Below are 24,981 nucleotides of genomic sequence, written 5' to 3' on the forward strand. Positions count from 1 at the left end.
AAGAGGTGTGCGGCGTGTAGCAACCCGATGCTTCCCGCTGATCGCACTCGGCAGGGCTCTATATATGTGCTCGGGAACCCGCGCTCCCATTGCCTCGCCCTACCTCTCGTGCGCCGACAGGCACAGGATAATCAGAGTTCCTTCTGACTCAGGTTCTTCATGGCACTCATCACCCTGCAGGATGCACAGCTGGCCTTCGGCCACGTGGCACTGCTCGACCATACCGACTTTTCGCTCGAAGCGCAGGAGCGGGTTGGTCTCATAGGCCGGAACGGCACCGGCAAGTCATCTCTCCTGAAAATTCTCGCCTCGCTTGAAAAGGCCGACGACGGCACGATGCAGGTGCAGACGGGGCTGCGCGTTGCCTATGTGCCGCAAGAGCCGGTGCTGGATTTGCAGTCGTCGGTGTTTGAGGCCGCCAGCGTCGGGCTGGCGGATGCACGTGCCGCGCGGGATCTGTATCTAAGTGGCGCAGATGGCCTGGATCTGGATGCCCTGCAAAACCGCATCGAGGCGCTGGATGCCTGGAACTGGGAGCAACGGGTTGAGGAGACACTGCACCGATTGCACCTGGACGGATCGGTGCGCGTGGGTGAGCTGTCCGGAGGTAACAAGAAGCGGGTCGCTTTGGCGCAGGCGCTGGTAAGCCGGCCTGACGTGCTGTTGCTCGACGAGCCCACCAACCACCTTGATCTGGACAGCATCACATGGCTGGAGGAGTTGCTGCTGGAGTACAAGGGCAGCGTGGTCACCATCAGCCACGATCGCGCCTTTCTGGATCGGGTGGCCACCCGCATGGTTGAACTGGATCGCGGACGTCTGCTGAGCTACCCCGGCAATTTCGCCCAGTATCAGGTGCTGAAAGAAGAGCAGATGACGCAGGAAGCGGTGATCAACGCTCGCGCCGACAAGTTGCTGGCCCAGGAAGAAGTTTGGATCCGCAAGGGCGTGGAAGCACGCCGTACGCGGGCACAAGGCCGGATCACCCGCCTGGAGCGGCTGCGCGAACAACGCGCACAGCGACGCGAGGCAGTGGGAAGTGTGAAACTGGAGGTAGCCAGCGGCGCTGCCAGCGGCAAGATCGTGGCGGAACTGGACAAGGTGACCCAGACGTTCCCCATGGCCAACGGCGGGCAGCTTACCGTGATCCGGGACTTCTCGGCCACGATCCTGCGGGGCGACAAAGTCGGCCTAATCGGCCCCAACGGCGCGGGCAAGACCACACTGCTCAAGACCATACTGGGCGAGCTGCAACCCACCAGCGGCTCGGTACGCCAGGGCAGCAAGATCAGCGTGGCGTATTTCGACCAGATGCGCGACCAGCTGAACCTGGATGCCACACTGGAAGACTTCATCAGCCCGGGCAGTGAATGGATCGAGATCGGGAGCAAGCGCACCCACGTCAAGAGCTACCTGAGCGACTTTCTGTTTTCTCCTGCACGGGCGAACGCGCCGGTGCGCACGCTGTCGGGGGGCGAACGCAACCGTCTGCTGCTTGCACGGTTGTTCGCGCGTCCGGCCAATGTGCTGGTCCTGGATGAACCCACCAACGACCTCGACATCGACACGCTGGAGCTGCTGGAAGATCTGCTCCAGCAGTACGAAGGCACGGTGTTTCTCGTCAGCCACGATCGGCGCTTCCTGGACAACGTCGTCACGAGCACCCTGGTGTTCGAGGGGGACGGACGCTGGAGAGAGTACGTGGGTGACGTGCAGGACTGGCTGACGCAGTCGGCGCGCGCCGCCGCACTGCAGCGTGACCGGGAGACACCTTCCGCTCCCGCGCCCACTCCAGCGGCGAAACAGGTCAGTACAACTCCGGCGCCCGCACCGGCCAAGAAGAAGCTAAGCTACAAGGAACAACGGGAGTTTGATGCCCTGCCAGCACTGATAGCGGCCCTTGAAGCCGAACAGGCTTCCATCGGCAAGGACCTGGAAAATGGCCAACTATTTCACAGTGATCCCGTTCGTGCCGCTCAACTTGGCGTCCGACATGCCGAAGTCGAGGGGGAATGGCTTCAGGCGCTGGAGCGCTGGGAAGCGCTTGGCGGCAGCTGAGGATCCTGCAGGGGTACCCTGGCGTTCGCATCACCCTCACACACGCCCATGACGCCAGATCGTCTCGCCTTCGATTTGCAACGCACGCTGGACGAGCTCCAGCAGGAGCGTGAGCGCTCGCAAAGGCTGCTCAGCGAGCTGGAGCACCAGAATCGCGAGCTCGATCACCTGCGCAGCACCGTTCACCGCGAATCCAATAGCCGCCTGCTGGCCGAGGAGGCCCTGGACGAAGCCCGCGACCGGATGCAGCTGGCTGTGGATGCCGCAGGCCTGGCCCTCTGGGACTGGCAATTGCCAGCCACCCAGGTCTTCCTGACCGCACGCTGGGGCGAACTCCTGGGCGACATTGCGGCGGACGGCTACTGGGAAGCCGTCGATCTGCGCGCACGCCTGCACCCCGACGATCTCGAGCCACTGCGCGATCAAGTGATGGGGCTGCTGGGCGGCCGCATCCAGCGCGCAGTGCTGCAGCACCGGGTGCGAACTTCCGAGGGCTGGCGCTGGGTGGAGACGCAAGCGGCGGTGGCCGAGCACGACAACAAGGGGCAGCCGCTGCGCCTGATGGGCACATTGGTCGATATCAGCGAGCGCAAGCGCATCGAAGAGGAAAGCGAACGCGCACGCGCACTGACAGAGCAGGCCAACCGCGCCAAGAGCGAATTCCTGGCCAATATCAGCCATGAGGTCCGTACGCCCCTCAATGCGTTCATGGGCCTCACGCGCATGCTGATGGACTCACCGCTCAATGCCGACCAGTCCAGCTGGCTGGCAATGATGGACAACTCCGCCCACGAACTGCTGGATCTGCTCAACAACATCCTGGACCTTTCGCGCATCGAGGCAGGCAAGCTCGATATCGAGAACCTGCGCTTCGACCTCCATCAGGCACTGGAGCAGGCCATCGTGCCCTTCGCCGAACAGGCCGATGAAAAAGGGCTGGAGTTCCAGTTCGAACTGCCGCCCTCACTGCCTCAATGGGTCACGGGGGACGCGGTACGGATTCGCCAGGTGCTCAACAACCTGCTGTCCAATGCCATCAAGTTCACCCCGCGCGGTGGCCGCATCGAGGTGCGCATCCAGGCACTTCAAGCCCCGGACGAAGGACCGGCACGCCTGCAACTGCAGGTGCGCGACAGCGGTGTGGGCATCGCGCCAGAGCATCACGCCAGCGTCTTCGACGCCTTCACGCAGGCCGACGCCTCGACGGCACGCCCTTACGGCGGTAGCGGCCTGGGTCTGGCGATCTGTGCAAGGCTGGCAAGGCTCATGGGGGGTGACGTTGACCTCAAGAGCGACGCTGGCCAGGGCAGCACCTTCACGCTCACGCTGCCTCTGCGCGAGCTGGATCCTGGCCCTCTCAGCGCCTCGGCCGAGCTCATGGAGGTGTCTCAGGCGGGCGGCCGTTATGTCGGTCTGGTGGTGCTGCTGGCGGAAGACCATCCGGTCAACGAATTGATGATGCGCCAGTTGCTCCTGCGCCTGGGCTGCATCGTGCGCGTGGCCCGTGGCGGCGTGCATGCGGTGGCACAGTGGGAACAGGGCGGTATCGACCTCGTGCTCATGGACGTGCAGATGCCCGGCATGAGTGGCCTGCAGGCGACCAAGGAAATCCGCGACATCGAATCGCGGCGCAAACTGCCCCGCACCCCCATCGTCGCGGTCACCGCCAATGCCATGGCCGGCGACCGCGAGGCCTGCCTGACCGCCGGCATGGACGGCTACACGGCCAAGCCGGTCAGCCCCCAGGCGCTGATCAAGGAAATGGACCGCGTGCTGAAAATCGGTGATGCGCAGGCCGTGCCCGAGGCCGCCGACGCACCCCAGGCACCCGAACCACCTCCTGAGGCCGGGCCCGTTCAGGTGACGCAACCCGCACCCATCGAGCCCCCCAGCCCCCGCGAAGGCACCCATGCCGAAGCGCTGGACGTGGAAAAGCTGCTGCGGCGCCTGGATGGCGACGAAGAAACACTGGGGCAACTGGCCCAGGCGATGCGCGTCGACCTCGCCACGCGCCAGATCGAACTGCAGAAAGCGCTGGGCACCCGCGACACGGCCGCTGCCGTGGCCCATGCACACGGTCTCAAAGGGTCTCTGGGCGCCATGACCGCAGAGCGCGGGGCGCGCCTGGCCAAAGGCCTCGAGCTGGCGGCCCGCTCAGGAGACTGGCAGCTCTTCTCGCGTGCCTTGCCCCTGATGCAAGTCGAGGCACGGCAGATCGATCGCGTTCTCGCCGACATCCTTCAGTCGCGCGGCCGCGATCTCTTCGACACCCGGCTCTGATCAGCCCGACGCTTTCAGCCGCGTGAACACGCGCCAGAACGCCGCATCCTGCGTGGTCGCAAAGTTGATGCGCATCAGCGTGCTGGGCGCTCGGGCCGCATGGAACAGCGCGCCTGGCGCGATCAGGTAGCCCTCGTCCAGCATGCGCTGCGCCAGTGCATCGGTGTCCACGCCGGTATCGACCCAGCCGAACAGACCGACCGGCTCTGCCGCGAACGAGCAGCCCGCGCCAAGCGCGAGCTTCACGCTGCGCGCACGCGCAGCATCCAGCCGGGTGCGGATGCGCTCGGCATGGCGGCGCAGCTGGCCTTGCTCGATGCACAGTGCCAGCGCACGTTCCAGCAGGGCCGGAGTGGTCAGCGTAGAAAGCAGCTTGGTGTCCAGCAGCGGCTCCACCAGGGCCGATGGGGCAGCGAGATAACCGATGCGCCAGTTGGGTGCGAGGATCTTGGCGAAACCGCTTACGTAGATGGTGCGTTGCAGGCCATCGAGTGCGGTCAGGCGGGTGGCGTGCTCCGGGGCGATATGGCTGTAGGTGTCGTCCTCGACGATGTGGAAGTTGTGCCGGTTGGCCAGCTGCAACAGGCGGTGCGCACTGCCCGGTGTCAGGCAATAGCCCGTCGGGTTGTGAAACACGCTCACGCTCACATACAGCTTGGGCTGGTGCACTTCGCAGTACTTCGCCATCACGTCCAGGTCCGGCCCGTCCGCGCGGCGCGGCACCGGAAGGATGCGCATGCCCAATGCCGACAGACGGGCGAACTCCACCGCCCACCCGGGCTCCTCGACCATCACCGGATCGCCCGCCCGCAGCAAGGTGCGGCTCACGATGTCCAGCGCATGTGTCGCCCCCACGGTGGTGATGATGTGGTCGGCATCCGCATGCACGTTCAACGAGGCCAGTTTCTGCGACAGCACGCGTCGCAGGCCCGTGTCGCCCAGCGGTTCGCCGTACTGGAGCGAGAAATCCTGCAGGGCCCGCATGCCAGTGACCTTGCGGACGGCTGCGGGCATGAACGTCGACTCCAGCCAGTCCGGCGGAAACACGCCCATGCCGGGGTGCGGCTTCTGGCTGATCTTGTGGAACATGCCGCGGATCAGTGCCGTGGCGTTGACCGGCGATGAGCCGGTTCGTGCCGCGTGCTTCGTTTCGACCAGATGGCCTTCGGTGCGAGGCGTCGGCATCTCGCGCACGAAGAACCCCCGGTTCTTGCGCGCCACCACCAGCCCCTGAGCAAGCAACTGGTCGTAAGCGGCCACCACGGTCGACGGGCTCACTCCGTGCTGTTGCGCGCATTGGCGCACCGAGGGCAGGCGCGTTCCTGGCGCGAGCAGGCGGCTGCGGATGCGCGAGGAAAACCGCTCGGCGAGCTGCTCGGTCAGGGATTGTGCGGAGGTCTTCATCAGCATGGCGGGGCATCCTTCGATATCAGCCTGTACTGTCTCAGCAACCAATACAGTTTCACAACTGCGCTGGATAACTGTATTGGTTGTGTACTGGGTCGCAAGATTACAGTGATCGTCCCGCCCACACAAGCCATGCCCGCTTTCCATGAGCGCCACCGAGTTGACCGCCCTGCTGCTGTTCTGCACCGCGATGAGTTTTTCGCCGGGGCCCAACACCACCCTGTCCACCGCCCTCGCGGCCAACCTGGGCCTGCGCCGCGCCATGCGCTTCTGCCTCGCGGTGCCCACCGGCTGGACGCTGCTGATGCTGGCCTGCGGCCTCGGACTGGGCGCACTGGTGCTGGGTGTGCCAGCGCTGCGCTGGGGCGTGAAGCTGCTGGGCGTGGTCTACATGCTCTGGCTGGCCTGGAAGCTCGCGGGCGCCTCGAAGCTGTCCGAGGTGGATGCCTCTCGCCTGAACGTCACCTTCCTCCAGGGCGTGGGTCTGCAGTTCCTCAACATCAAGGCCTGGATGCTGGCACTCACGCTCACCGCCGGCTGGGTGGTCAACGCCGCAGGGCAGCCGTCGTCCAACCCGGGCCAACGGCTGGCAATCATCTGCGTGGTGATGGTTTTCTTCGCCTTCACCAGCAACCTCACCTATGCGGTGGCCGGCTCGTTGCTGCGGCATTGGCTGGCACAAGGCACGCGCCTGGTGTGGTTCAACCGCGCGCTCGCCGCCGTGCTCGTCGCCACCGCTCTCTGGATGCTGACCGTATGAACACCCGCACCCTGCCATCGCCTCGCTGGATCGAGCAACCCGCCAACCAGGGTCTGGTGCTCGGCCTGCTGGGCGTGCTCATCTTCGCGTTGACGCTGCCCATGACGCGGCTGGCGGTCGGCACCGTCGACGCGCCGCAGATGTCGGGCGTGTTCGTGGCGCTGGGTCGCGCCGTGGTGGCCGCCACGCTCTCGGCGCTGTTCCTGGCCATCACGCGGGCACCGCTGCCGCGGCGCGCTGATCTCGTCCCGCTGGCCATCACCGCTTCGGGCGTCGTGTTCGGTTTTCCCCTGTTCACATCGGTGGCCATGCGCTACGTGGAGGCGGTGCACGCCAGCGTGATCGTGGGCGTGCTGCCGCTGGCCACGGCGGCGGTGGCAGCCCTGCTGCACCGCCAGCGCCCCTCCGCCGCTTTCTGGGTGTGCGCAGCACTGGGCAGTGCGCTGGTGGTGGGCTTTGCGATACAGAGCTCGGGCGGCGCTGGCCTGGCATTGCACCCTGCTGACGGGCTGCTGCTCGCGGCCATGCTGTGCGCCGCCGTGGGCTATGCGTACGGCGCGCGCCTGTCCCAGCATATGCGTGCCGAGCACGTCATCTGCTGGGCACTGGTCATCGCCCTGCCGCTGACCCTGCCGCTGGCCATCCTCACCCGTCCCCAGGTGCCACTGCAGTCATCGGCCTGGTGGGGTTTTGCCTACACCGCCGTGTTCTCGATGTGGATCGGCTTTTTCGCGTGGTACCGCGGCCTGGCCATTGGCGGCACGGTGCGCGTGAGCCAGGTCCAGCTGGTGCAACCCTTCTTCGGCATCCTGGCGGCCGTGCCCCTGCTGGGCGAAAGGCTCGATGCGACCACGCTCGGTTTTGCCGTCGCAGTGATTGCGACTGTCTTCATCGGCAAGAGAATGCCTGTACACACCCGGACTTCCCACACCTAGCGACTGACTGAACGGAGACGCCATGAAACCGAACGACCTTCCTCCTGCCACCACCCCCTGGACGCTGGCGCGTCGCGCCGAGCGCATGAACCCATCGGTGATCCGCGAAATCCTCAAGGTCACCGAGAAGCCCGGCATCATCAGCTTTGCGGGTGGTCTGCCCTCGCCCAAGACCTTTCCCGTGAGTGCCTTCGCCGACGCCTGTGCCAAGGTGCTGCGCGAAGACGGCCAGGCCGCGCTGCAATACGCCGCGAGCGAGGGCTACGGCCCGCTGCGCGAAGCCGTGGCCGACCAGTTGCCCTGGGCGGTGGACCCCGCACAGGTGCTCATCACCACCGGCAGCCAGCAAGGCCTTGACCTGGTCGCCAAGGTGCTGATCGACAGCGACTCTCGCGTGCTGGTGGAAACGCCCACCTACCTGGGCGCGCTGCAAGCCTTCACGCCAATGGAACCCACGATTGAGGCCGTGGCCAGCGACGACGAAGGCATCGACGTGGCCGACCTGGAGCGCCGCATCGGCCAGGGCGCGGACCGCGCGCGATTCCTCTACGTGCTGCCCAACTTCCAGAACCCCACCGGCCGCAGCATGAGCGAGGCACGCCGGGCCGCATTGGTGGCCTGCGCGGCCGCACGGGGCCTGCCGATCATCGAGGACAACCCCTACGGCGATCTCTGGTTCGACGTCGAGCCGCCGCTGCCCTTGAGCGCACGCAACCCTGAAGGCTGCATCTACCTGGGTTCGTTCTCCAAGGTGCTCGCACCCGGTCTGCGGCTGGGTTTCATCGTGGCACCCAGGGCGGTATACCCGAAACTGCTGCAAGCCAAGCAGGCGGCCGACCTGCACAGCCCTGGCTTCAACCAGCGCATGGTGGCCGAGGTGCTCAAGGACGGCTTCCTGGACCGCCATGTGCCCACGATCCGCGCGCTCTACAAGAGCCAGTGCCAGGCCATGCTGACGTGCCTTGAACGGGAAATGCAGGGACTGGACGTGCAATGGAATTCGCCCGATGGCGGCATGTTCCTCTGGGTGCGCCTGCCCGAGGGCGTGAGTGCCATCGACCTGCTGCCACGCGCGGTGGACAAGGGCGTGGCCTTCGTGCCCGGTGCCGCCTTCTACGCCACCGAACCCGATGCACGCACGCTGCGCCTGAGTTTCGTCACCGCCAGCGTGGAGCAGATCCGCATCGGCGTCGCCGCGCTGGCCCTGGCCATCCGAGACCAATTGAAAGGGTGAGCCGATGTTGCACTTGTGGGGCCGCCTGAGTTCGATCAACGTGCGCAAGGTCGTGCTGTGCGCGCAGGTGCTCGGCATCGAGTTGCCGCGCACCGACGCCGGCATGGCCTTCGGCGTGGTGGACACGCCGGCCTACCTCGCGAACAACCCGAACGGCCTGGTGCCCCTGCTGCAGGACGGTGACTTCAGACTGTGGGAATCGAACGCGATCGTGCGCTACCTCTGCGCCAGGGAAGGCCGTCTCTACCCGCAGGATCTCCGGCAACGCTTCGACGCCGAGCGCTGGATGGACTGGCAGCAGACCACGCTGAACCCCGCCACGGGCCCCGGCTTCAAGCAATGGATACGCACGCCGGAGGCGCAACGCGACGCCCGGGTGATCGAGAAATCGGTCGCCGCCACCGAACCGCTGTTCGCGCTGCTCGACCGGCACCTCTCCCGCCAGGCCTTCATGGCCGGCGACACGGTGGGCATGGCCGACATCCCGATCGCCTGCGAGGTTCACCGCTGGTGGGGCCTGCCACAAACGCGCCCCACGTGGCCCCACCTGGAACGCTGGTACGCCGGATGGCTGGCGCTGCCCGCGAGCCGGGGTGTGCTGGACCTGCCCCTGTCCTGAATCCGGAGGAACCTGATGGCACAACGCCCTTTCCAGCAAGTCGACGTCTTCACCGAAACGCCCTACCGGGGCAACCCCCTGGGCGTGGTGCTCGACGGCACCGGTCTGAGCACCGAGGCCATGCAGCACTTCACCGACTGGACCAACTTGTCGGAATGCACCTTCGTGCTGCCACCCACCGATGAAGGCCACGCCGCTGGCGCCGACTACCGCGTGCGCATCTTCTGCCCTGGCCGTGAACTGCCCTTCGCAGGCCACCCCACGCTCGGCACCTGCCACGCCTGGCTGCGAGCCGGCGGCCGGGCCCGCGGCGAGCAGCACGTGGTGCAGGAATGTGGCGTGGGCCTGGTGCGCATCCGCCGCGACGGCAATCGCCTGGCCTTCGCCGCGCCACCGCTGAGGCGCAACGGGCCGCTCGACGAGGCGGATGTGGTGCTGATCGCGCGCGGCCTGGGCCTGGGCCGCGACGACATCGTGGCGCACGCATGGTGCGACAACGGCCCCCCTTGGCGCGGCGTGATGCTGCGATCGGCCGAACAGGTGCTCGCCGTGCGACCCGACGCCACCCTGCTCGCCGGACTGGAGGTCGGCCTGGTCGGTCCCCAGGCTGCGGGTTCCGACACCGCCTTCGAAGTGCGCGCCTTCTTCCAGGGCCACCAGCCCATGACCGAAGACCCGGTCACCGGCAGCCTCAACGCGGCGGTGGCGCAATGGCTGATCGGCGCGGGCATGGCGCCACCCCGCTACGTGGCCGCACAAGGCACGGCCATGGCACGCGCCGGGCGTGTGCACATCGAACGCGATGCCGACGGCACCATCTGGGTCGGTGGTGCGTCCGTGACTTGCATCGAGGGCCGGGTGGACCTGTGAACGCCAGGGCACGCCATGACTGAGACCTGTGCGCAGATCGACCATCTGGTGGTGGCGGCGCGCACGCTCGACGAAGGCGTTGCCTGGTGCGAAGCCACGCTGGGCATCCCGCCCGGCCCGGGCGGCGAGCACCCCCTGTTCGGCACCCACAACCGCCTGCTGCGGCTGCACGGCGACTCACAGGCCGGCATGGCCGACGCCTACCTCGAGATCATCGCCATCAACCCCGGGGCAACACCCATGCGGCCCGCCGGCTTGCGCCGCTGGTTCGACCTCGACGACCCCGAGCTGCAACACCGGCTGCAGCGCCAGGGACCGCAATTCATCCACTGGGTGGCCCGCGTGCCCGATATCGACGTCGCGATCACCGCGTTGCGCGCCATCGGCATCCATCGCGGCCCGGTGATCCATGCCTCACGGCAAACCGCGCACGGCCTGCTGGAGTGGCGCATCAGCGTCCGCGACGACGGCCAGCGCCTGTTCAACGGTGCGCTGCCCACGCTGATCCAGTGGGGCGGAACGCACCCGACACAGCACCTGCCCGCCAGCGGCATGGCCCTGCGGCGCCTGCAGCTGCGCCACCCGGGCGCCGCAGGGCTGCGCGCGGCCTTGCAGGCCGTGGGTCTGCCCCACATGGGCGTGAGCGAGGGCCCGGCCGGACTCGCGGCCGACATCGACACACCGACCCGCGGCCGTCTGAGCCTGCTCTCGCCCCCATGAACCACATCCTGCCAACCCTGCACGACATCGAGGCTGCCGCTCAGGTGGTGTACCGCGAATTCGCGCCCACCCCCCAATACCGCTGGGCCACCCTGAGCGCGCGGCTGGGCACGGACTGCTGGGTCAAGCACGAGAACCACACCCCGGTGGGTGCTTTCAAGATCCGCGGCGGACTGACCTATTTCGACCAGCTCAAGGCACGCGGCGAATTGCCGCGCGCGGTGATCAGCGCCACGCGTGGCAACCATGGCCAGAGCATCGGCTGGGCGGCACGCACGCACGGCGTGCCCTGCACCATCGTCGTGCCGCACGGCAACTCGGTGGAGAAGAACGCCGCCATGCGCGCGCTGGGCGTCACGCTGATCGAACACGGCGACGACTTCCAGGCCAGCCGGGAACACGCCATCGGGCTGGCCGCCGCCAGCGGCGCCCACATGGTGCCCAGCTTCCACACCGACCTGCTGCGCGGGGTGAGCACCTGCTGGTGGGAATTCCTGCGCGCCGTGCCCGCGCTTGACGTCGTCTATGTCCCGATCGGCCAGGGCTCGGGCGCCTGCTCGGCCATCGCGGCCAAGCTGGCGTTGCGGCACCCCGTGCGCGTGGTCGGTGTGGTCAGTGCGCACGCCACCACGTACGCGGATTCGCTGGCGGCGGGCCGGGTGATCGAGTCGCCGGTGAGCACCGTGCTGGCGGACGGCATGGCGTGCCGCGTGGCGGATGCCGACGCACTTGCGGTGCTCTCACCGCACCTGGAACGCATCGTGCAGGTGAGCGATCAGGAAGTGGCCCAGGCGATGCGCATGCTGTTCGCCGACACGCACAACGTTGCTGAAGGCGCGGGCGCGGCGAGTTTCGCCGCAGCGTGGAAGGAGCGCGAATCGCTGACAGGACAAGTGGTCGGCACCACGCTGTGTGGTGGCAACGTCGACAGCCATGTGATGGCCGCCGTGCTCGGCGGCAAAGGCTGAACCGCCTCCGAGCCCTGGTGGTCAGTCGGTGCGCACCAGCCGTGCCACCACCTCGCAGAACGCCTCGACGGCGTCGGTCTTGAACACCACCTCGCGCACACCAGCCACCTTGGCCTCGGCCTGCAGCTCGTCGGTGATGTAGCCTGACGCCACGGCCACGGGCAGCTGGGGATTGATCGCCAGCGCCGCCCGCGCCACATCCAGGCCCGACATCCCCGGCATGTTGTAGTCGGTCAGCAGCAGATGAAAAGCCTGCGGCTGCTCGCGCACAGCCTTGATCGCCTGTTGCTGGTCGGTGAAGGACGTCACTCGGTATCCCCTGCGCTCCAGCAGGCGGCGAACCAGGAAGACCAGCGTATCGTCGTCGTCGAGGTACAGGATGTGGGGCTGGTCCGCTGGCTGGGCGTCGGCCATGGGTGGGGTCTCCATTGGGGCGGTCTCGGTGCCGTCGGGCGGGCAAGGGGCCATTGTGACGGGATCGGCCGGCGCGTGTGCAACCGCCTGATCAACAGGCGCTCTGACCGGACCGTCGGGCGCTGCAGGAAAGTAGAGCGTGAAGGTGGTGCCCTTGCCAGGCTCACTGGCGACGTCGATGGTGCCGCCATGAACCTGCACGATGCCCAGCACCACGGGCAGGCCCAGGCCGGTGCCCCGGCCCACCACCCGGGTGGTGAAAAAGGGTTCGAAGATGCGACTGCGCACGGCGTCTGTCATGCCACAGCCGTTGTCGCTCACGCGCAGGCGCAGCGCACGCACCCCGCCTTCGGCGCACGCACGGGCCACCTCGGCAGGCAGCCGGGGATCGTCGCCCGCCAGGCCGTCCAGCTGGCATTCCACGCGCCCGGGACGGCCTTCCAGCGCGTGCACCGCGTTCGTGCCGAGGTTGATGAGCACCTGGCCGATCTGCGTGGCGTCGGCCAGCATATCGGGGGTGTCGGGATGGGCTTCGTGCAGCAGTTGCGCATGCGGCGGCAACGCCGCGCGCATGAGATTGCAGGTCTCGGACAGGATCGCGCTCACATCCACCCGGGTGCGTTCGACCGGCTGCTGGCGACTGAAGGCCAGGATCTGCCGCACCAGCTCGCGTCCCCGTCGTGCGGCGGTGCTGATCTCGTGCAGGCTTTCGCGGGCGGGGGCATCGCGTGTCAGGTCCTGCCGCGCCAGGTCGGCGTTGCCCAGGATGGCAGCGAGGATGTTGTTGAAGTCGTGCGCGACACCTCCGGCCAGCGTACCCAGCGCCTCCATCTTCTGCGACTGCGACAGCTGTGCCTGCAGCGTTTTCTGTTCGGCCTGCGCGGACTTGAGGGACGTGATGTCGATGAAGGTCAGCACCACATGGCGCAGGCCTCCCTGGGCGTTGTTCTCGGGGTAGGCGTTGAACAGGGCCCAGCGCACCTCACCGCTGCCGCCCACGGGCACGCCCACCACCACGCTCTTGACCGGCTGGCCCGTGGCAAGCACGCGCTCGAACGGCATGTCATGGCGACGCATCGGCTGGCCGTCTTCGCGCAGCATGCGCCAGCCCGGCCCGGTGGGCTCGGGCAGCGCGGTGTTGGCGCCACCCGGGCTCCAGCCGAAGAAGCGGCGCGCTGCGCTGTTGATGCTCGAGAGGGTGTGGTTCGGCCGGAACACCATCACGCCAGCGCTGAGGTTTTCGATCAGGGCCCGCGAGTCGGCCTCACGGATCAGCAGCCCCTGGCGAGCGCGGTCGCCATCCACGCGCAGCCGATACGTCACCAGCGCGCCGTACAGCACCACGCGCAGCAAGCCCGCCAGCAGATAGAAGAACACGGTGACCGGACCCACCTGCGACAGCGGCAGGCCACCGAGCGGTGCCGCCACCGCGAAGGCGACCATGGCAGCGAATTCGACGGCGGTCAGCCACTTGAGAGCCTGGATTTCCGGCACCCGCCGCTGCGCATCGGCCCTCACCATGTCACGGTAGGCCAGCGCCATGGCGGCGAGCACCACCGTCGCGAAGACCGCCTGACGGGCCCGAGGCAGGTCCCACACGTCATGGAACACGATCTGCAACACCAGCACCAGCAGAGCGGCCAGCGCCACGCGTGAGGCAGGCTGCTGGAACTGCAGATGGCTGCGCAGCCCCAGCCAGGCAATCAGCGGTGCCGTGCTCAGCGCTACGTTGCCGATGCCATAAGAGAGAAAGTCGGGCACACTGCCGCGCATCCACAGGCCCAGGGAGCCCAGGATCGAGACCAGCGCAGCCAGCGACCACCAGCCCGGGCCACGGATCGTAGGGTAGCGGCGCAACAAGCCCGCAAAAGCCAGGGCAATGAGAACGTCGACGCCCACCCGCACCGCGAGCAACGTGGGCAAGTCAAACAACATGGAAACGGGAGAAGACGCACATACGAATCATTGAAGCACAGGGCATGAGCCGCCTAGACCGCAAAATAGACCGCAAAGCCACGTGTGTTCGGGCAACCGACATCCGTCACGGATTCCCCCTCGCCACACGGCAGACACCTGCGCGACTGCGGACGGCCACCCCAGTCGCTGCCGGGACAAAAACCGCCCGCCACGCGCCAGAGAATGCCGCCATGGGAACTCTCTACCTCGTGCGCCATGGTCAGGCCTCCTTCGGCGCCGACGACTACGACCAGCTCAGCGACATGGGCCGGCGCCAGAGCGTGCAGCTGGGCCGCTACTGGGCCGAACGCGGCATGGCCTTCGATGCCATCATCACCGGCACCCTGCGCCGGCACGAACAGACCTGGGCCGGTATCGCCGAGGGCGCCGGATTCGGGCACAAGCCCCTCGCCTGGCCCGGACTCAACGAGTACGACAGCGAGGCCGTGATCCGCGCGATCCATCCGCACCCCTTGCAGAAACCACGCAACGCGCAAGAGGCGCCGGAGCTCTACCGCCACCACTTCCGCCTGCTGCGCGATGGTCTGACGCAGTGGATGGCCGGCACCGTAAGCCCGCAGGGCATGCCGGCCTACACGGAGTTCGTGCATGGGGTGACCAGCGCCCTGGACCACGTGCGCGCGAACCACCATGGCCACAACGTGCTGCTGGTCTCCAGCGGCGGGCCGATCTCCACCGCCGTCGGGCATGTGCTGGGCCTGAGCCCGGAGGCCACGATCGAGCTGAACCTGCGCATCCGCAACAGCGCGGTGACCGAGTTCCAGTTCAACCCCAAGCGCCACACGCTGCTGAGCTACAACACGCTGCCTCACCTGGAGCGGGTGGACTTCAAGGACTGGGTGACATACGCCTGAAGAGAGACAACCCCCACGCTCCGCCGCTGCCCCCCGAGGGGGTTGAGCCCGCCCTGGGGCGGCCCGGCGGCTGGCTCCGCGCCCCCGCACGCACACTCCGCCGCCGCGCGGGACCGTTCAGCGCGCGGGCGGGAAGGCGGTGCGCGCAGTGAGCGTGTCGGGCGGCAGGCGGTCCATTTCGCCGAGCATCTGCGCCAGGGCGCGGCCGGCCGCCTCCAGCACGGCCTGGCCTTTGTCGGCGCTGGCTGCGGCGGCGTTCCCCACGGCGCCCTGCGGGTTGTAGTCCTGCATCTGCCAGGCCAGCTTGGCGCTCCTGCCATTGCCCAGGATGGGGAAACGCTGCGCACGACCTTGCGAGGCCGACCGGAAATGCTCGGCTTCGCGCAGGTGCACGCGCTGCGGCGAGAGCGCCAGCATCAGCGAGGTTTCGATCTCGCCGGCATGGATGCCGAAACGGTGTTCCTCCGCGCTGAACAGGGTGTTCAGGTCGTGGCCCTTGGCGTCGGTGAGCGGAAGGTGGAACCAGTTCACGCTGTAGACCAGCATGCCCAGTCGCGCGCGAAGATCGCGCGCGACCAGGTCGAGCGCACCGACCTGTCCGCCGTGGGCGTTGAAGAGCACGAGCTTTTTCACACCGCTGGCCGCCACGCACTCCGCCAGCTCGGTCCATACCCGCATGAGGGTCTCGATCTTCAGCGTCAGCGTGCCGGCGAAACCCGTGTGTTCGGGGCTGTAGCCCACGGCCTGCGTTGGCAGCACCAGCACCGGCAGCGATGTATCGATGTGCGGCAGCGCGGCCTGGATCACGCCGTTGGCGATGTCGGTGTCGACCGACAGCGGCAGGTGCGGCCCATGCTGCTCGGTCGCCGCCACCGGCAGGACGGCAATGGCCCGGGCCACATCCAGCGCGGCGAAATCGGCGGTGGTGAGGTCGGACCAGAAACGGGATGGCGTGGGCATCCACGCATCTTAATTCGCCCGTCTTAAGATGGCACGATGACCCACGATCTTTTCCGGCAGGACGCCTACCTGCAGCAATGCGAAGCCACCGTGACCGGCATTGACGAGCACGGCATCGTGCTCGACCGCACGGTGTTCTATCCGCTCGGCGGCGGTCAGGCGGGCGACGCCGGTACGCTCGCCCTGCCCGGTGGTGCGGGTCTCGCCGTGATCGACACGCGCAAGGGCAAGGACGCCGAGGGCCAACCCACCGCGGCCATCGTGCACGTGCCGGCGCCGGGGCAGGAGGCGTTGCTCGCCACCCTGACGGTCGGCACACCGGTCACGGCGCGCATCGACTGGGCAAGGCGCCACCGGCTGATGCGTTTTCACACCGCCACACATTTGCTGTGCCACCTGGTACCGATGCCGGTGAACGGCTGCTCGATCACCCCGGACTATGCGCGCATGGACCTGCACATGACCGACCCGCTCGACAAGGATGTGCTCACGCAAGGTCTGGCGCGGCTGGTGGCCGAAGCCCACCCGCTGACGGTCGGCGCCATCACCGACGCGGAGCTCGACGCCAACCCTACGCTCGTGAAGAGCATGAGCGTGGCGCCGCCGCGCGGCAGCGGTACGGTGCGCACCATCCGCATCGGGGACAGTGTGCTGATCGACCTGCAGCCCTGCGGCGGCACGCACGTGGCCAACACCGCGGAAATCGGTCGCGTCGTCGTCACCAAGATCGAGAAGAAGTCGGCCACCACGCGCCGGGTCGTGCTCGGCTTCAGCGACTAGCAACCCACGCGGCGGCGGAGCGTGGGGGCACGTGTTCAGCGGTAAATCCAGCGGCGCGACCAGGGCAGGCCTTGCGCCGGCTGACCAGCGGCGCGGCAGATCACCTGATAGATCGACACCTCGTCATGCTCGAAGGCCCAGGCGCAGCCGGCCAGGTAGATGCGCCAGATGCGCCAGGTCTTTTCACTGACCATCGGTTTGATCCGGGCGGTGCGCGCCTCGAAGGCCTCGCTCCAGAGCTGGGTGGTTCGCATGTAGTGGCGCCGCAGGCTCTCGATGTCGAAAGCCTCCAGCCCGCCCTCCTGCATGGTGCGCAGCACGGTGCCGATGTGCGGCAACTCGCCCTGCGGAAACACATAGCGGTCGATGAAGGTGCCGCCGCCATGCCGGGTCTCACCGTCGTGTGCGTCGGTGCTGGTGATGCCATGGTTCATGGCCCAGCCGCCGGGTTTGAGCAGCGAACGGATGTGCCCGAAGTACTCCGCCAGGTGGTTGAGGCCGACATGCTCGAACATGCCCACGCTGGTGATGCGGTCGAATGGGCCGTCCTTCACGTCCCGGTAATCCTGCAGCCGGATGTCAATGCGGTCTTCCAGCCCCGCCGCCTTCACGCGCTCTGTCGCCAGCGCGTGCTGGTTCTTGGACAGCGTGACGCCCACGCAGTGCGCGCCGAACTTCTGCGCGGCGCGCAGCACCAGGGCGCCCCAGCCGCAGCCAATGTCGAGCAGCCGCTGGCCGGGCTGCAACTGGATCTTGGTCAGGATGTGATCGATCTTCTTGACCTGTGCCTCCGCCAGCGTCTCGTCACCATTTTCGAAGTAGCCACAGGAATACACCATGCGTTCGTCGAGCCACTCGGCATAGAACTCGTTGGAGACGTCGTAGTGGTACTGGATCGCGTCGCTGTCGCTCTCGCGCGTGTGCGAGAACCGGCGGCGCAGGCGTCCGAGCAGGCCGCCCTCGGGCTCGGCGTTTTCGGCCAGCCGGTGCGCCACGGCCAGGATGTCCTCCATGGAGCCGTCCACGTCGATCAGGCCTTCCACATAGGCCTGACCCAGGGTGTCCAGGCCTGGGTCGATGAGCAGCGGCAACGCGGAGGCGTCGCGCACCCGTATCTCCACCTGCGGCTGATGGAAGTCGCCCAAGGACAGCGAGGAGCTGCCCTGCTCGCCCCAACTCAGGCGAACCGGCAGATTCACCCGCGTCTTCATCCTCTGCGCCCAGGGCGCCAAGGCGCGTTCAACGATCGATCCCATGCACAACCCTCCATGCTGGTCAACCACTTACCCGTCCCGCCATGGTTTTTACCCAAACGGGAAGACCCTGTGAAGCACTGGAGAAAGACCACCCAGCGCGCGGCGACGCACAGACGAACAGCGCTGACTTATATTTGTGCGCAACCCGTTCCGGAACTTGGCCGCCGCCGGCCCCTCTATCCACGGGCGGCGCCGTCGCCCCGCGATCCCCCTGCCCCGTTGTCCGATGCCCCTCAACGCCTTTTCCCAGGTCCGGCGCTCCGCGCGCCTCCTTGCCGGAGTCGCACTCCTGGCACTCACACCGCTGCTGGCCACCGCCCAGGGCCTGCTGTCGGCTGCCCCAGCGTCCGCCGTGGCGCAGACCGAGCAGACGCGCACGGAGCTGCTGGCCCATGCGCCCCAGGGCGTCGCCCCTGGCCGCCCGGTCTGGGTCGGGCTGCAGATCACCCACGCCCCCGACTGGCACACCTACTGGAAGAATTCCGGCGACTCCGGCCTGCCAACCGACCTGCAATGGACCCTGCCGCCGGGCGTGACCGCCGGGCCGATCGCCTGGCCGACGCCGCGCAAGTTCCCGATTGGCAACCTGGCCAACTACGGCTACGATGGCACGGTGGTGCTGCCCGTGCCGCTCACGGTGGGCCCGGACTTCAACGCCAGCCATGTCGACGTCAAGCTCAGCGCGTCCTGGCTGGTCTGCCGCAAGGAATGCATCCCTGAAGAGGGCAGCTTCTCGCTGCGCATCCCGGCACAGGGATCCACCGGCCTGAACGGCGCCGCGTTCGACGCCAGTTTCCAGACCGCGCCGAAAGACCAGCCCGCGCTGGACAGCCGGGTCGAACCCGGCCCCGGCGTGCTGAAAGTGTCGCTGGCCGGTCTCCCCACCGCCTGGCGAGGCCAGACGCTCGAGTTCTTCCCGGAAATGCCCGGCGTGATCGAACCCGGCGCCGCCTGGAAGCAGGCCTGGGAAGGCGACCGCTGGGCGGCTGAGGTGCCGCTCTCGCCGCACCGCACCGACAGCCCCGCGCAATTCGCCATGGTGGTGGCGCAAGCCGCGCCGCCCGGCCAGGGTGCCGGCAGCGCGGGCGTGCGCATCGACGCGCCCGTGCAGGGCACCTGGCCCGCCGCCGCCCCCCTGCCCGCGGCGGTGCCCGAGGCGCTGCAGGCCGCGCTCGACGACAACGCCGCGCGCGCTTCGGCGGGCCCGGTGAACAGCACGACCTCGCTCACCCTCGGCGCGGCCCTGCTCGGCGCGCTGCTGGGCGGCCTCATCCTCAACCTCATGCCCTGCGTGTTCCCGGTGCTGGCCATCAAGGTGTTGGCCTTCGCACAGCACGCGGACAACCGGCGGGCCCATCGCGCCAACGGCATCGCCTACACCGCTGGCGTGGTGTCCTCATTCCTCTCGCTGGGCGCGCTGCTGCTGGCGCTGCGCGCGGCCGGCGAGCAGCTCGGCTGGGGCTTTCAGTTGCAGAACCCTGCGGTGGTGGCCGCGCTGGCCGTGCTGTTCACTGTGATCGGCCTGAACCTCTCGGGCTTGTTCGAATTCGGCAGCGTGCTGCCCAGCCGCATCGCCAGCCTGCAAGCCCGCAACCCGACGACCGACGCGTTCCTCACCGGTGTGCTCGCCACCGCCATCGCCTCGCCTTGCACTGCGCCCTTCATGGGCGCCTCGCTCGGACTCGCGATCGGCCTGCCGCCCGGGCAGGCGCTGGCCGTGTTCGCCGTGCTCGGCCTGGGCATGGCGCTGCCTTACCTGCTGGCCAGCTGGGTGCCCGCGGTGGCGCGCGCGCTGCCACGCCCCGGCCCCTGGATGGGCACCTTCCGCCACCTGATGGCCTTCCCCATGTTCGCCACGGTGGTCTGGCTACTGTGGGTGTTGGGACAACAGAGCGGTATCGACGGCGCGGCTGCGCTGCTCATGCTGCTGGTGGTGCTGGCGCTGCTCATGTGGGCCCTGGGCCTTCGCGGCCGCGGGCGCACGGTGCTGGCCGGGCTTTCCCTCGCCGGGCTGGCGTGGCTGGGATGGGCGATCGGCCCGAACGTGACCCGCCTGCAGGACAGCACCACCGCTGGCCGCGCCGTGGCCACCACCGTCGAGGGCGTGAGCTGGCAACCCTGGAGCCCGCAAGCCCAGGCGGAGCTGGTGGCGCAAGGTCGCCCGGTGTTCGTGGACTTCACCGCCGCCTGGTGCGTGACCTGCCAGTACAACAAGCGCACCACCCTGGCCGACACCGCCCTGCTCAACGACATGGCGGGCCGCAACGTCGCCCTGCTGCGCGCCGACTGGACGCGCCGCGATCCGGCCGTCACGGCCGCACTCGCCAGCCTGGGGCGCAACGGCGTGCCGGTCTATGCGATCTACAAGAATGGGCAGCCCACGCAAGTGCTGACCGAAGTTCTGAGTGTCGAGGAGGTCCGCGCGGCGCTGGCACGGCTGTAGACAAGCCGGCGCTGCTGTTCTTCAATCGTCCTTTTCCAGGAGGTTCACCATGCAACGCCGTCCCCTGCTCGCCCTGGCCGCGTTCTCGCCCTTGGGCACGATGCTCGTCACGCCCGCCTTCGCCGCGCCTGGCGTGGGCCAGACCGCGCCGGATTTCACCCTCAGCGACACCACCGGCAAACCCGTCAAGCTCTCCGATTTCAAGGGCAAGACGGTGGTGCTCGAATGGAACAACCCCGGCTGCCCCTTCGTGCGCAAGCACTACCAGGGCAACATGCAGGCCTTGCAGAAAGAGGCCACGGGCCAGGGCGTGGTGTGGCTGGCGATCAATTCCACGCGCGACGACAGCGCCGACTACCAGTCGCCCCAGCAGCTTGGCCGCTGGATGACCGAACAGAAGGCCAGCCCCACCGCCACGCTCATGGACGAGGACGGCAAGGTCGGCGAAGCCTACGCCGCGCGCGTCACACCGCACATGTACATCGTCAACCCGCAGGGCCTGCTGGTGTACGCAGGTGGCATCGACAGCATTCCGTCCGCCCGCGTGGACGACATCCAGAAGGCGACGAACTACGTGCGCCAGGGCCTGACCGAGCTGCGCGCGGGCAAACCGGTGAGCGTGGCCACGAGCCGCGCCTACGGCTGTGGCATCAAATACAAGAACGGCGCGGCCTGAGCGCTGGGTCACGGCATTCCGGTGAGGCGGCGGGTGCACGGGGATAATCCCGGGATACCCCCCACCCCAGCCATTCCGACGACATGCCTTTCGCCCCCCTGCAGAACGACACCTTTCTCCGCGCCTGCCTGCGCCAGTCCACCGACCACACGCCCGTCTGGCTGATGCGCCAGGCCGGCCGCTATCTGCCCGAGTACCGCGCGACGCGCGCGCAGGCGGGCAGTTTCATGGGGCTGGCGACCAACACCGACTACGCGACCGAGGTGACGCTGCAGCCGCTGGAGCGCTACGCGCTGGACGCGGCCATCCTGTTCAGCGACATCCTGACCGTGCCCGACGCCATGGGCCTGGGCCTGTCGTTCGCGCTCGGCGAGGGCCCGAAATTCGCGAAGACAGTGCGCACCGAGAGCGATGTCGCCGCGCTCGCCGTGCCCGACATGGACAAGCTGCGCTACGTCTTCAACGCCGTCACCTCGATCCGCCGCGCGCTCAACGGCCGCGTGCCGCTGATCGGCTTCTCCGGCAGCCCCTGGACGCTGGCCTGCTACATGGTCGAAGGCGGTGGCAGCGACGACTACCGCGCCGTGAAGTCGCTCATGTACGCGCGCCCCGACCTCATGCACCGCATCCTGGCCATCAACGCCGACGCCGTGGCGGCCTACCTGAACGCGCAGATCGAAGCCGGCGCGCAGGCCGTGATGGTGTTCGACAGCTGGGGCGGCGTGCTGGCCGACGGCAAGTTCCAGGACTTCAGCCTGGCCTACACGAAGCGGGTGCTGGCACAGCTCAAGCGCGAACACGAGGGCGCGGTCATCCCGCGCATCGTCTTCACCAAGGGCGGTGGGCTGTGGCTGGACGACATGAAGGACCTGGATTGCAACGCCCTCGGCCTGGACTGGACGGTGAACCTCGGCCGCGCGCGCGCACTGGTGGGCGGAGGCGCCAATGGCAAGGCCCTGCAGGGCAACATCGACCCCAACGTGCTGTTCGCCCCTCCTGAGCGCATCGACGCCGAGGTGGCCACGGTGCTCGAAAGCTTCGGCCGCCCACACCAGGGCCCGGGCACCGGTCCCACCCACATCTTCAACCTGGGGCACGGCATCAGCCAGCACACGCCGCCGGAACACGTCTCGGTGCTGGTCGATGCGGTGCATTCGCATTCACGCCGGCTCCGCAAGGACCTCTGAACTGCTGCGGTTTTGGAAGCTGAGGCGGCGCTTTCCAAGCCCGACGGCCCGATTCGTCGGCCCTGTCAATCGGGTCTTGTGACGGGGTGATGACGCCCCATCCTGAGGCCGACAAGCGGCCGCCTAGCACAAAAAAAGTCGAAAAAGTCACTTGACAGGCATCACTTATGCACAAAACTCGTGCTGCGGTGCGCCATGACTTCCGTCCCGGATGTTCGCAGGAGAACTCCTACAAGCCCGATGTAAGTCATTGATTCATATAGGTTTTAATTTCTGCTTTTTTTCTGGGCAGTTTAAGCAAGCCCTTGATTTTCAAGGCTTCCGACCGCCCCCAGGCAAACTATCAACAAAGTTATCCACAAAAAGTCTGGATATGTTTCGATGCCCCGTCAAATCAACGACTTAGCGCCCGTTTCGACAGTCCGAATGAGGAACAGGCGCTAAACATGGCTTTCTGGCCCAACGTTGTCGTGGCCACCCCGGCCCACAGCGGGGTGGGCTCCAGCCTCACCTACAGGAGTGAGCTATCGCTCACGCCGGGCACGCTGGTGCGTGTGCCGTTGGGCGCTCGCGAGGTGCTGGGCGTGGTCTGGGATTGCCCACCCCAACCACCCGAAGGCCTGACCGACGCCCAGACCAGGGCGGTGGCGGATGTGCTCGTTGGGCTGCCGCCGCTCAACGCACGCTGGCGGCAGCTGGTGAAGTTCGCTGCGCAGTATTACCAGCGCGGCCTGGGCGAAGTGGCGCTGGCCGCGCTGCCACCGCAGCTGCGCGACCTCAGCACGGTACAGCTCGCGCGCCGCCTCAAGAAGCAGGAGAAGGCGCGTGGCACTGCGGGCGACACGACGCCCAGTCCGCCGGCCAGCGCGCCCGCCCTGAGCGACGAGCAACAGACGGCGCTGCAGACCCTGGACACCGCGAAGGCCCCGGTGCTGCTGTTCGGCGCCACCGGCAGCGGCAAGACCGAGGTCTACCTGCAGGCCACCCAGCAAGCCCTGGAGGCGCACACCGATGCGCAAGTGCTCGTGATGGTGCCGGAGATCAACCTCACGCCACAGCTGGAGGCGCGTTTTCGCGAACGCTTCGAACCCCTGTTCGGCGCGGATGCCCTGGTGTGCCTGCACAGCGGCATGACCCCGGCGCAACGGCTGGCTGGTTGGCTGGCGGCGCATACCGGGCAGGCTCGCATCGTGCTCGGCACGCGCATGGCCGTGCTGGCCAGCCTGCCGGGCCTGCGCCTGATCGTGGTCGACGAGGAACACGACCCCAGCTACAAGAGCCAGGAAGGCGCGCGCTATTCGGCACGGGATCTCGCGGTCTACCGCGCGAAGGTGGAGAACGAAGCCCTGTCGGCGCAGGGCGGGAACGCGCGCTGCCAGGTGGTGCTGGGTTCGGCCACCCCGTCGCTGGAGACCTGGCACGCAGCCGACCAGGGCCGCTACCTGCGCCTGTCCATGCCAGCGCGCATCGGCGGCGGCGCGCTGCCGCGACTGCGCCTGGTGGACATGAACCACCAGCCCAAGGGCGCCGTGCTGGCCCCGCCGCTGGTGGCGGCGATGGCCGAGCGCATCGCACGCGGCGAACAGTGCATGGTGCTGCTGAACCGCCGCGGCTACGCGCCCGTGCTGGCCTGCCACGACTGCGGCTGGAAGAGCGCCTGCCCGCACTGCAGCGCCTACCGCGTGTTCCACAAGCTCGACCGCACGCTGCGCTGCCACCACTGCGGGTTCACCGAGCGCGTACCGCGCGCCTGCCCCGATTGCGGCAACCTCGACATCGCGCCCATCGGCAAGGGCACCGAGCAGCTGGAAGAGCAACTCGCTGGTCTGCTCGCCAACGTCCAGCGCCCGGACGGCAGCCCCGCCCGCGTGGCGCGCATGGACGCCGATTCCACCCGCCTCAAGGGCAGCCTCGAACAGCAACTGGCCACCATGCACAGCGGTGAGGTGGACGTGCTGGTCGGCACCCAGATGATCGCCAAGGGCCACGACTTCCGGCGCATCACGCTGGTGGCTGGCATCAACGCCGACTCCGGCCTGTTCGCCAGCGACTACCGGGCCCCCGAGCGGCTGTTCGCGCTGCTCATGCAGGCCGGGGGCCGCGCCGGGCGTGACGCCGCTTTCGTGAACAGCCAGGGCAGCGCCAGTGAGATGTGGGTACAGACCTGGACACCGCAGCACCCGCTGTTCGACGCCCTGCGCCGTCACGACTTCCCGGCATTCGCCGCGCAACAACTGGCCGAGCGCGAAAACGCTGGCATGCCGCCGTTCGGCCACCAGGCCTTGCTGCGCGCCGATGCGCGCAGCCAGCAGGCGGCGCAGGCCTACCTGAATGCGGCAGCCCAGGCCGCTGACGGCCTGCCACACCGCGACGAGATCACGCTCTACCCCGCCGTGCCCCTGACGATCCAGCGCGTGGCCAATGTGGAGCGCGCCCAGTTGCTGGTAGAGGCGTCCTCGCGCGGTGCGCTGCAGCGGTTTCTGAGCGCCTGGCAACCGGTGCTGCTGGAGTGCCGCGCCCTGCCACAGGCTCGCGGGCTGATCCGCTTCGCGGTGGATGTCGACCCGCTTTCCATCTGAGCGG

Annotated in this window: 19 protein-coding genes; 15 read left to right on the forward strand and 4 right to left on the reverse strand. The window is 67.8% G+C overall.

The features are described 5' to 3' along the window. Positions 1-159: 159 nt before the first annotated feature. Positions 160-2,058, forward strand: a complete 1,899-nt coding sequence (gene abc-f / locus J2X09_RS23255; RefSeq protein WP_204735193.1) for a ribosomal protection-like ABC-F family protein — start codon at positions 160-162, stop codon at positions 2,056-2,058. 48 nt (positions 2,059-2,106) lie between these two features. After that, the gene (locus J2X09_RS23260; protein ID WP_204735194.1) at positions 2,107-4,338 is read left to right on the forward strand and encodes an ATP-binding protein; all 2,232 of its coding nucleotides are present in this window, start codon (positions 2,107-2,109) and stop codon (positions 4,336-4,338) included. Here the strand turns inward: J2X09_RS23260 and J2X09_RS23265 are convergent, their stop codons facing one another. After that, entirely contained in the window at positions 4,339-5,748 is a 1,410-nt protein-coding gene (locus J2X09_RS23265) for an aminotransferase-like domain-containing protein (protein WP_204735195.1), read from the reverse strand. It abuts the gene before it with no gap. A 142-nt stretch (positions 5,749-5,890) separates the two neighbouring features. Here J2X09_RS23265 and J2X09_RS23270 point away from each other — a divergent pair, with 142 nt between their 5' ends. From J2X09_RS23270 to J2X09_RS23300, 7 genes are read left to right on the forward strand one after another with little or no spacing between them, the layout of a single operon-like run. Then, positions 5,891-6,505 (forward strand): LysE family translocator, encoded by a 615-nt coding sequence (locus J2X09_RS23270; RefSeq protein ID WP_204735196.1) that lies wholly within the window; start codon positions 5,891-5,893, stop codon positions 6,503-6,505. Then, on the forward strand, positions 6,502-7,440 hold the full coding sequence (locus J2X09_RS23275; protein ID WP_204735197.1) for a DMT family transporter: 939 nt from the start codon (positions 6,502-6,504) through the stop codon (positions 7,438-7,440). The genes J2X09_RS23270 and J2X09_RS23275 overlap by 4 nt, the downstream gene beginning before the upstream one ends. Before the next feature lie 22 nt (positions 7,441-7,462). After that, positions 7,463-8,674: an aminotransferase-like domain-containing protein gene (locus tag J2X09_RS23280; RefSeq protein WP_204735198.1), complete on the forward strand. Its 1,212-nt coding sequence runs from the start codon at positions 7,463-7,465 to the stop codon at positions 8,672-8,674. Between the two features lie 4 nt (positions 8,675-8,678). Then, positions 8,679-9,293, forward strand: a complete 615-nt coding sequence (locus J2X09_RS23285; protein WP_204735199.1) for a glutathione S-transferase family protein — start codon at positions 8,679-8,681, stop codon at positions 9,291-9,293. A gap of 15 nt (positions 9,294-9,308) precedes the next feature. Next, the gene (locus J2X09_RS23290; RefSeq protein ID WP_204735200.1) at positions 9,309-10,163 is read left to right on the forward strand and encodes a PhzF family protein; all 855 of its coding nucleotides are present in this window, start codon (positions 9,309-9,311) and stop codon (positions 10,161-10,163) included. A gap of 15 nt (positions 10,164-10,178) precedes the next feature. Then, a complete protein-coding gene (locus J2X09_RS23295) occupies positions 10,179-10,883 on the forward strand; it encodes a VOC family protein (RefSeq protein WP_204735201.1) in 705 nt (234 codons plus the stop codon). Continuing rightward, positions 10,880-11,851 carry a threonine dehydratase gene (locus J2X09_RS23300; RefSeq protein ID WP_204735202.1) on the forward strand — a complete coding sequence of 324 codons (972 nt, stop codon included), beginning with the start codon at positions 10,880-10,882 and terminating at the stop codon, positions 11,849-11,851. Before J2X09_RS23295 ends, J2X09_RS23300 begins: the two co-directional genes overlap by 4 nt. A 21-nt stretch (positions 11,852-11,872) precedes the next feature. Here J2X09_RS23300 and J2X09_RS23305 read toward each other — a convergent pair whose 3' ends face one another. Beyond that, positions 11,873-14,200 (reverse strand): hybrid sensor histidine kinase/response regulator, encoded by a 2,328-nt coding sequence (locus tag J2X09_RS23305; protein ID WP_204735203.1) that lies wholly within the window; start codon positions 14,198-14,200, stop codon positions 11,873-11,875. Between the two features lie 212 nt (positions 14,201-14,412). Between J2X09_RS23305 and J2X09_RS23310 the strand changes: the two genes are divergently transcribed. Then, the gene (locus J2X09_RS23310) at positions 14,413-15,096 is read left to right on the forward strand and encodes a histidine phosphatase family protein (protein ID WP_204735204.1); all 684 of its coding nucleotides are present in this window, start codon (positions 14,413-14,415) and stop codon (positions 15,094-15,096) included. Positions 15,097-15,213: 117 nt separating this feature from the next. Here J2X09_RS23310 and J2X09_RS23315 read toward each other — a convergent pair whose 3' ends face one another. After that, positions 15,214-16,056: a creatininase family protein gene (locus tag J2X09_RS23315; RefSeq protein WP_204735205.1), complete on the reverse strand. Its 843-nt coding sequence runs from the start codon at positions 16,054-16,056 to the stop codon at positions 15,214-15,216. Positions 16,057-16,092: 36 nt separating this feature from the next. On the opposite strand from J2X09_RS23315, the gene J2X09_RS23320 reads away from it, so the two are divergent. Next, positions 16,093-16,836, forward strand: a complete 744-nt coding sequence (locus tag J2X09_RS23320; protein ID WP_204735206.1) for an alanyl-tRNA editing protein — start codon at positions 16,093-16,095, stop codon at positions 16,834-16,836. A gap of 35 nt (positions 16,837-16,871) precedes the next feature. Here the strand turns inward: J2X09_RS23320 and J2X09_RS23325 are convergent, their stop codons facing one another. Next, positions 16,872-18,092, reverse strand: a complete 1,221-nt coding sequence (locus J2X09_RS23325) for a class I SAM-dependent methyltransferase (RefSeq protein ID WP_204735207.1) — start codon at positions 18,090-18,092, stop codon at positions 16,872-16,874. 226 nt (positions 18,093-18,318) lie between these two features. Between J2X09_RS23325 and J2X09_RS23330 the strand changes: the two genes are divergently transcribed. The 4 genes from J2X09_RS23330 (at position 18,319) to priA (ending at position 24,977) form a co-directional block, all read left to right on the forward strand. Beyond that, a complete protein-coding gene (locus J2X09_RS23330; protein ID WP_204735208.1) occupies positions 18,319-20,535 on the forward strand; it encodes a protein-disulfide reductase DsbD family protein in 2,217 nt (738 codons plus the stop codon). A 49-nt stretch (positions 20,536-20,584) separates the two neighbouring features. Next, complete coding sequence (locus J2X09_RS23335; RefSeq protein WP_204735209.1) at positions 20,585-21,211, forward strand: thioredoxin family protein; 627 nt, start codon at positions 20,585-20,587, stop codon at positions 21,209-21,211. Between the two features lie 83 nt (positions 21,212-21,294). Beyond that, a complete protein-coding gene (hemE, locus tag J2X09_RS23340) occupies positions 21,295-22,398 on the forward strand; it encodes a uroporphyrinogen decarboxylase (protein ID WP_204735210.1) in 1,104 nt (367 codons plus the stop codon). Positions 22,399-22,844: 446 nt separating this feature from the next. Then, complete coding sequence (gene priA / locus J2X09_RS23345; RefSeq protein ID WP_204735211.1) at positions 22,845-24,977, forward strand: replication restart helicase PriA; 2,133 nt, start codon at positions 22,845-22,847, stop codon at positions 24,975-24,977. Positions 24,978-24,981 lie beyond the last annotated feature (4 nt).

Origin of the sequence: Hydrogenophaga laconesensis, assembly GCF_031457235.1 — a bacterium.
Classification (GTDB): domain Bacteria; phylum Pseudomonadota; class Gammaproteobacteria; order Burkholderiales; family Burkholderiaceae_C; genus Hydrogenophaga; species Hydrogenophaga laconesensis.

Excerpts from the sequence above, each read along its gene's own strand:
- abc-f (WP_204735193.1), top strand. The coding sequence starts at position 160 with ATGGCACTCATCACCCTGCAGGATGCACAGCTGGCCTTCGGCCACGTG.
- J2X09_RS23260 (WP_204735194.1), top strand. The coding sequence starts at position 2,107 with ATGACGCCAGATCGTCTCGCCTTCGATTTGCAACGCACGCTGGACGAG.
- J2X09_RS23265 (WP_204735195.1), bottom strand. The coding sequence starts at position 5,748 with ATGCTGATGAAGACCTCCGCACAATCCCTGACCGAGCAGCTCGCCGAG.
- J2X09_RS23270 (WP_204735196.1), top strand. The coding sequence starts at position 5,891 with ATGAGCGCCACCGAGTTGACCGCCCTGCTGCTGTTCTGCACCGCGATG.
- J2X09_RS23275 (WP_204735197.1), top strand. The coding sequence starts at position 6,502 with ATGAACACCCGCACCCTGCCATCGCCTCGCTGGATCGAGCAACCCGCC.
- J2X09_RS23280 (WP_204735198.1), top strand. The coding sequence starts at position 7,463 with ATGAAACCGAACGACCTTCCTCCTGCCACCACCCCCTGGACGCTGGCG.
- J2X09_RS23285 (WP_204735199.1), top strand. The coding sequence starts at position 8,679 with ATGTTGCACTTGTGGGGCCGCCTGAGTTCGATCAACGTGCGCAAGGTC.
- J2X09_RS23290 (WP_204735200.1), top strand. The coding sequence starts at position 9,309 with ATGGCACAACGCCCTTTCCAGCAAGTCGACGTCTTCACCGAAACGCCC.
- J2X09_RS23295 (WP_204735201.1), top strand. The coding sequence starts at position 10,179 with ATGACTGAGACCTGTGCGCAGATCGACCATCTGGTGGTGGCGGCGCGC.
- J2X09_RS23300 (WP_204735202.1), top strand. The coding sequence starts at position 10,880 with ATGAACCACATCCTGCCAACCCTGCACGACATCGAGGCTGCCGCTCAG.
- J2X09_RS23305 (WP_204735203.1), bottom strand. The coding sequence starts at position 14,200 with ATGTTGTTTGACTTGCCCACGTTGCTCGCGGTGCGGGTGGGCGTCGAC.
- J2X09_RS23310 (WP_204735204.1), top strand. The coding sequence starts at position 14,413 with ATGGGAACTCTCTACCTCGTGCGCCATGGTCAGGCCTCCTTCGGCGCC.
- J2X09_RS23315 (WP_204735205.1), bottom strand. The coding sequence starts at position 16,056 with ATGCCCACGCCATCCCGTTTCTGGTCCGACCTCACCACCGCCGATTTC.
- J2X09_RS23320 (WP_204735206.1), top strand. The coding sequence starts at position 16,093 with ATGACCCACGATCTTTTCCGGCAGGACGCCTACCTGCAGCAATGCGAA.
- J2X09_RS23325 (WP_204735207.1), bottom strand. The coding sequence starts at position 18,092 with ATGGGATCGATCGTTGAACGCGCCTTGGCGCCCTGGGCGCAGAGGATG.
- J2X09_RS23330 (WP_204735208.1), top strand. The coding sequence starts at position 18,319 with ATGCCCCTCAACGCCTTTTCCCAGGTCCGGCGCTCCGCGCGCCTCCTT.
- J2X09_RS23335 (WP_204735209.1), top strand. The coding sequence starts at position 20,585 with ATGCAACGCCGTCCCCTGCTCGCCCTGGCCGCGTTCTCGCCCTTGGGC.
- hemE (WP_204735210.1), top strand. The coding sequence starts at position 21,295 with ATGCCTTTCGCCCCCCTGCAGAACGACACCTTTCTCCGCGCCTGCCTG.
- priA (WP_204735211.1), top strand. The coding sequence starts at position 22,845 with ATGGCTTTCTGGCCCAACGTTGTCGTGGCCACCCCGGCCCACAGCGGG.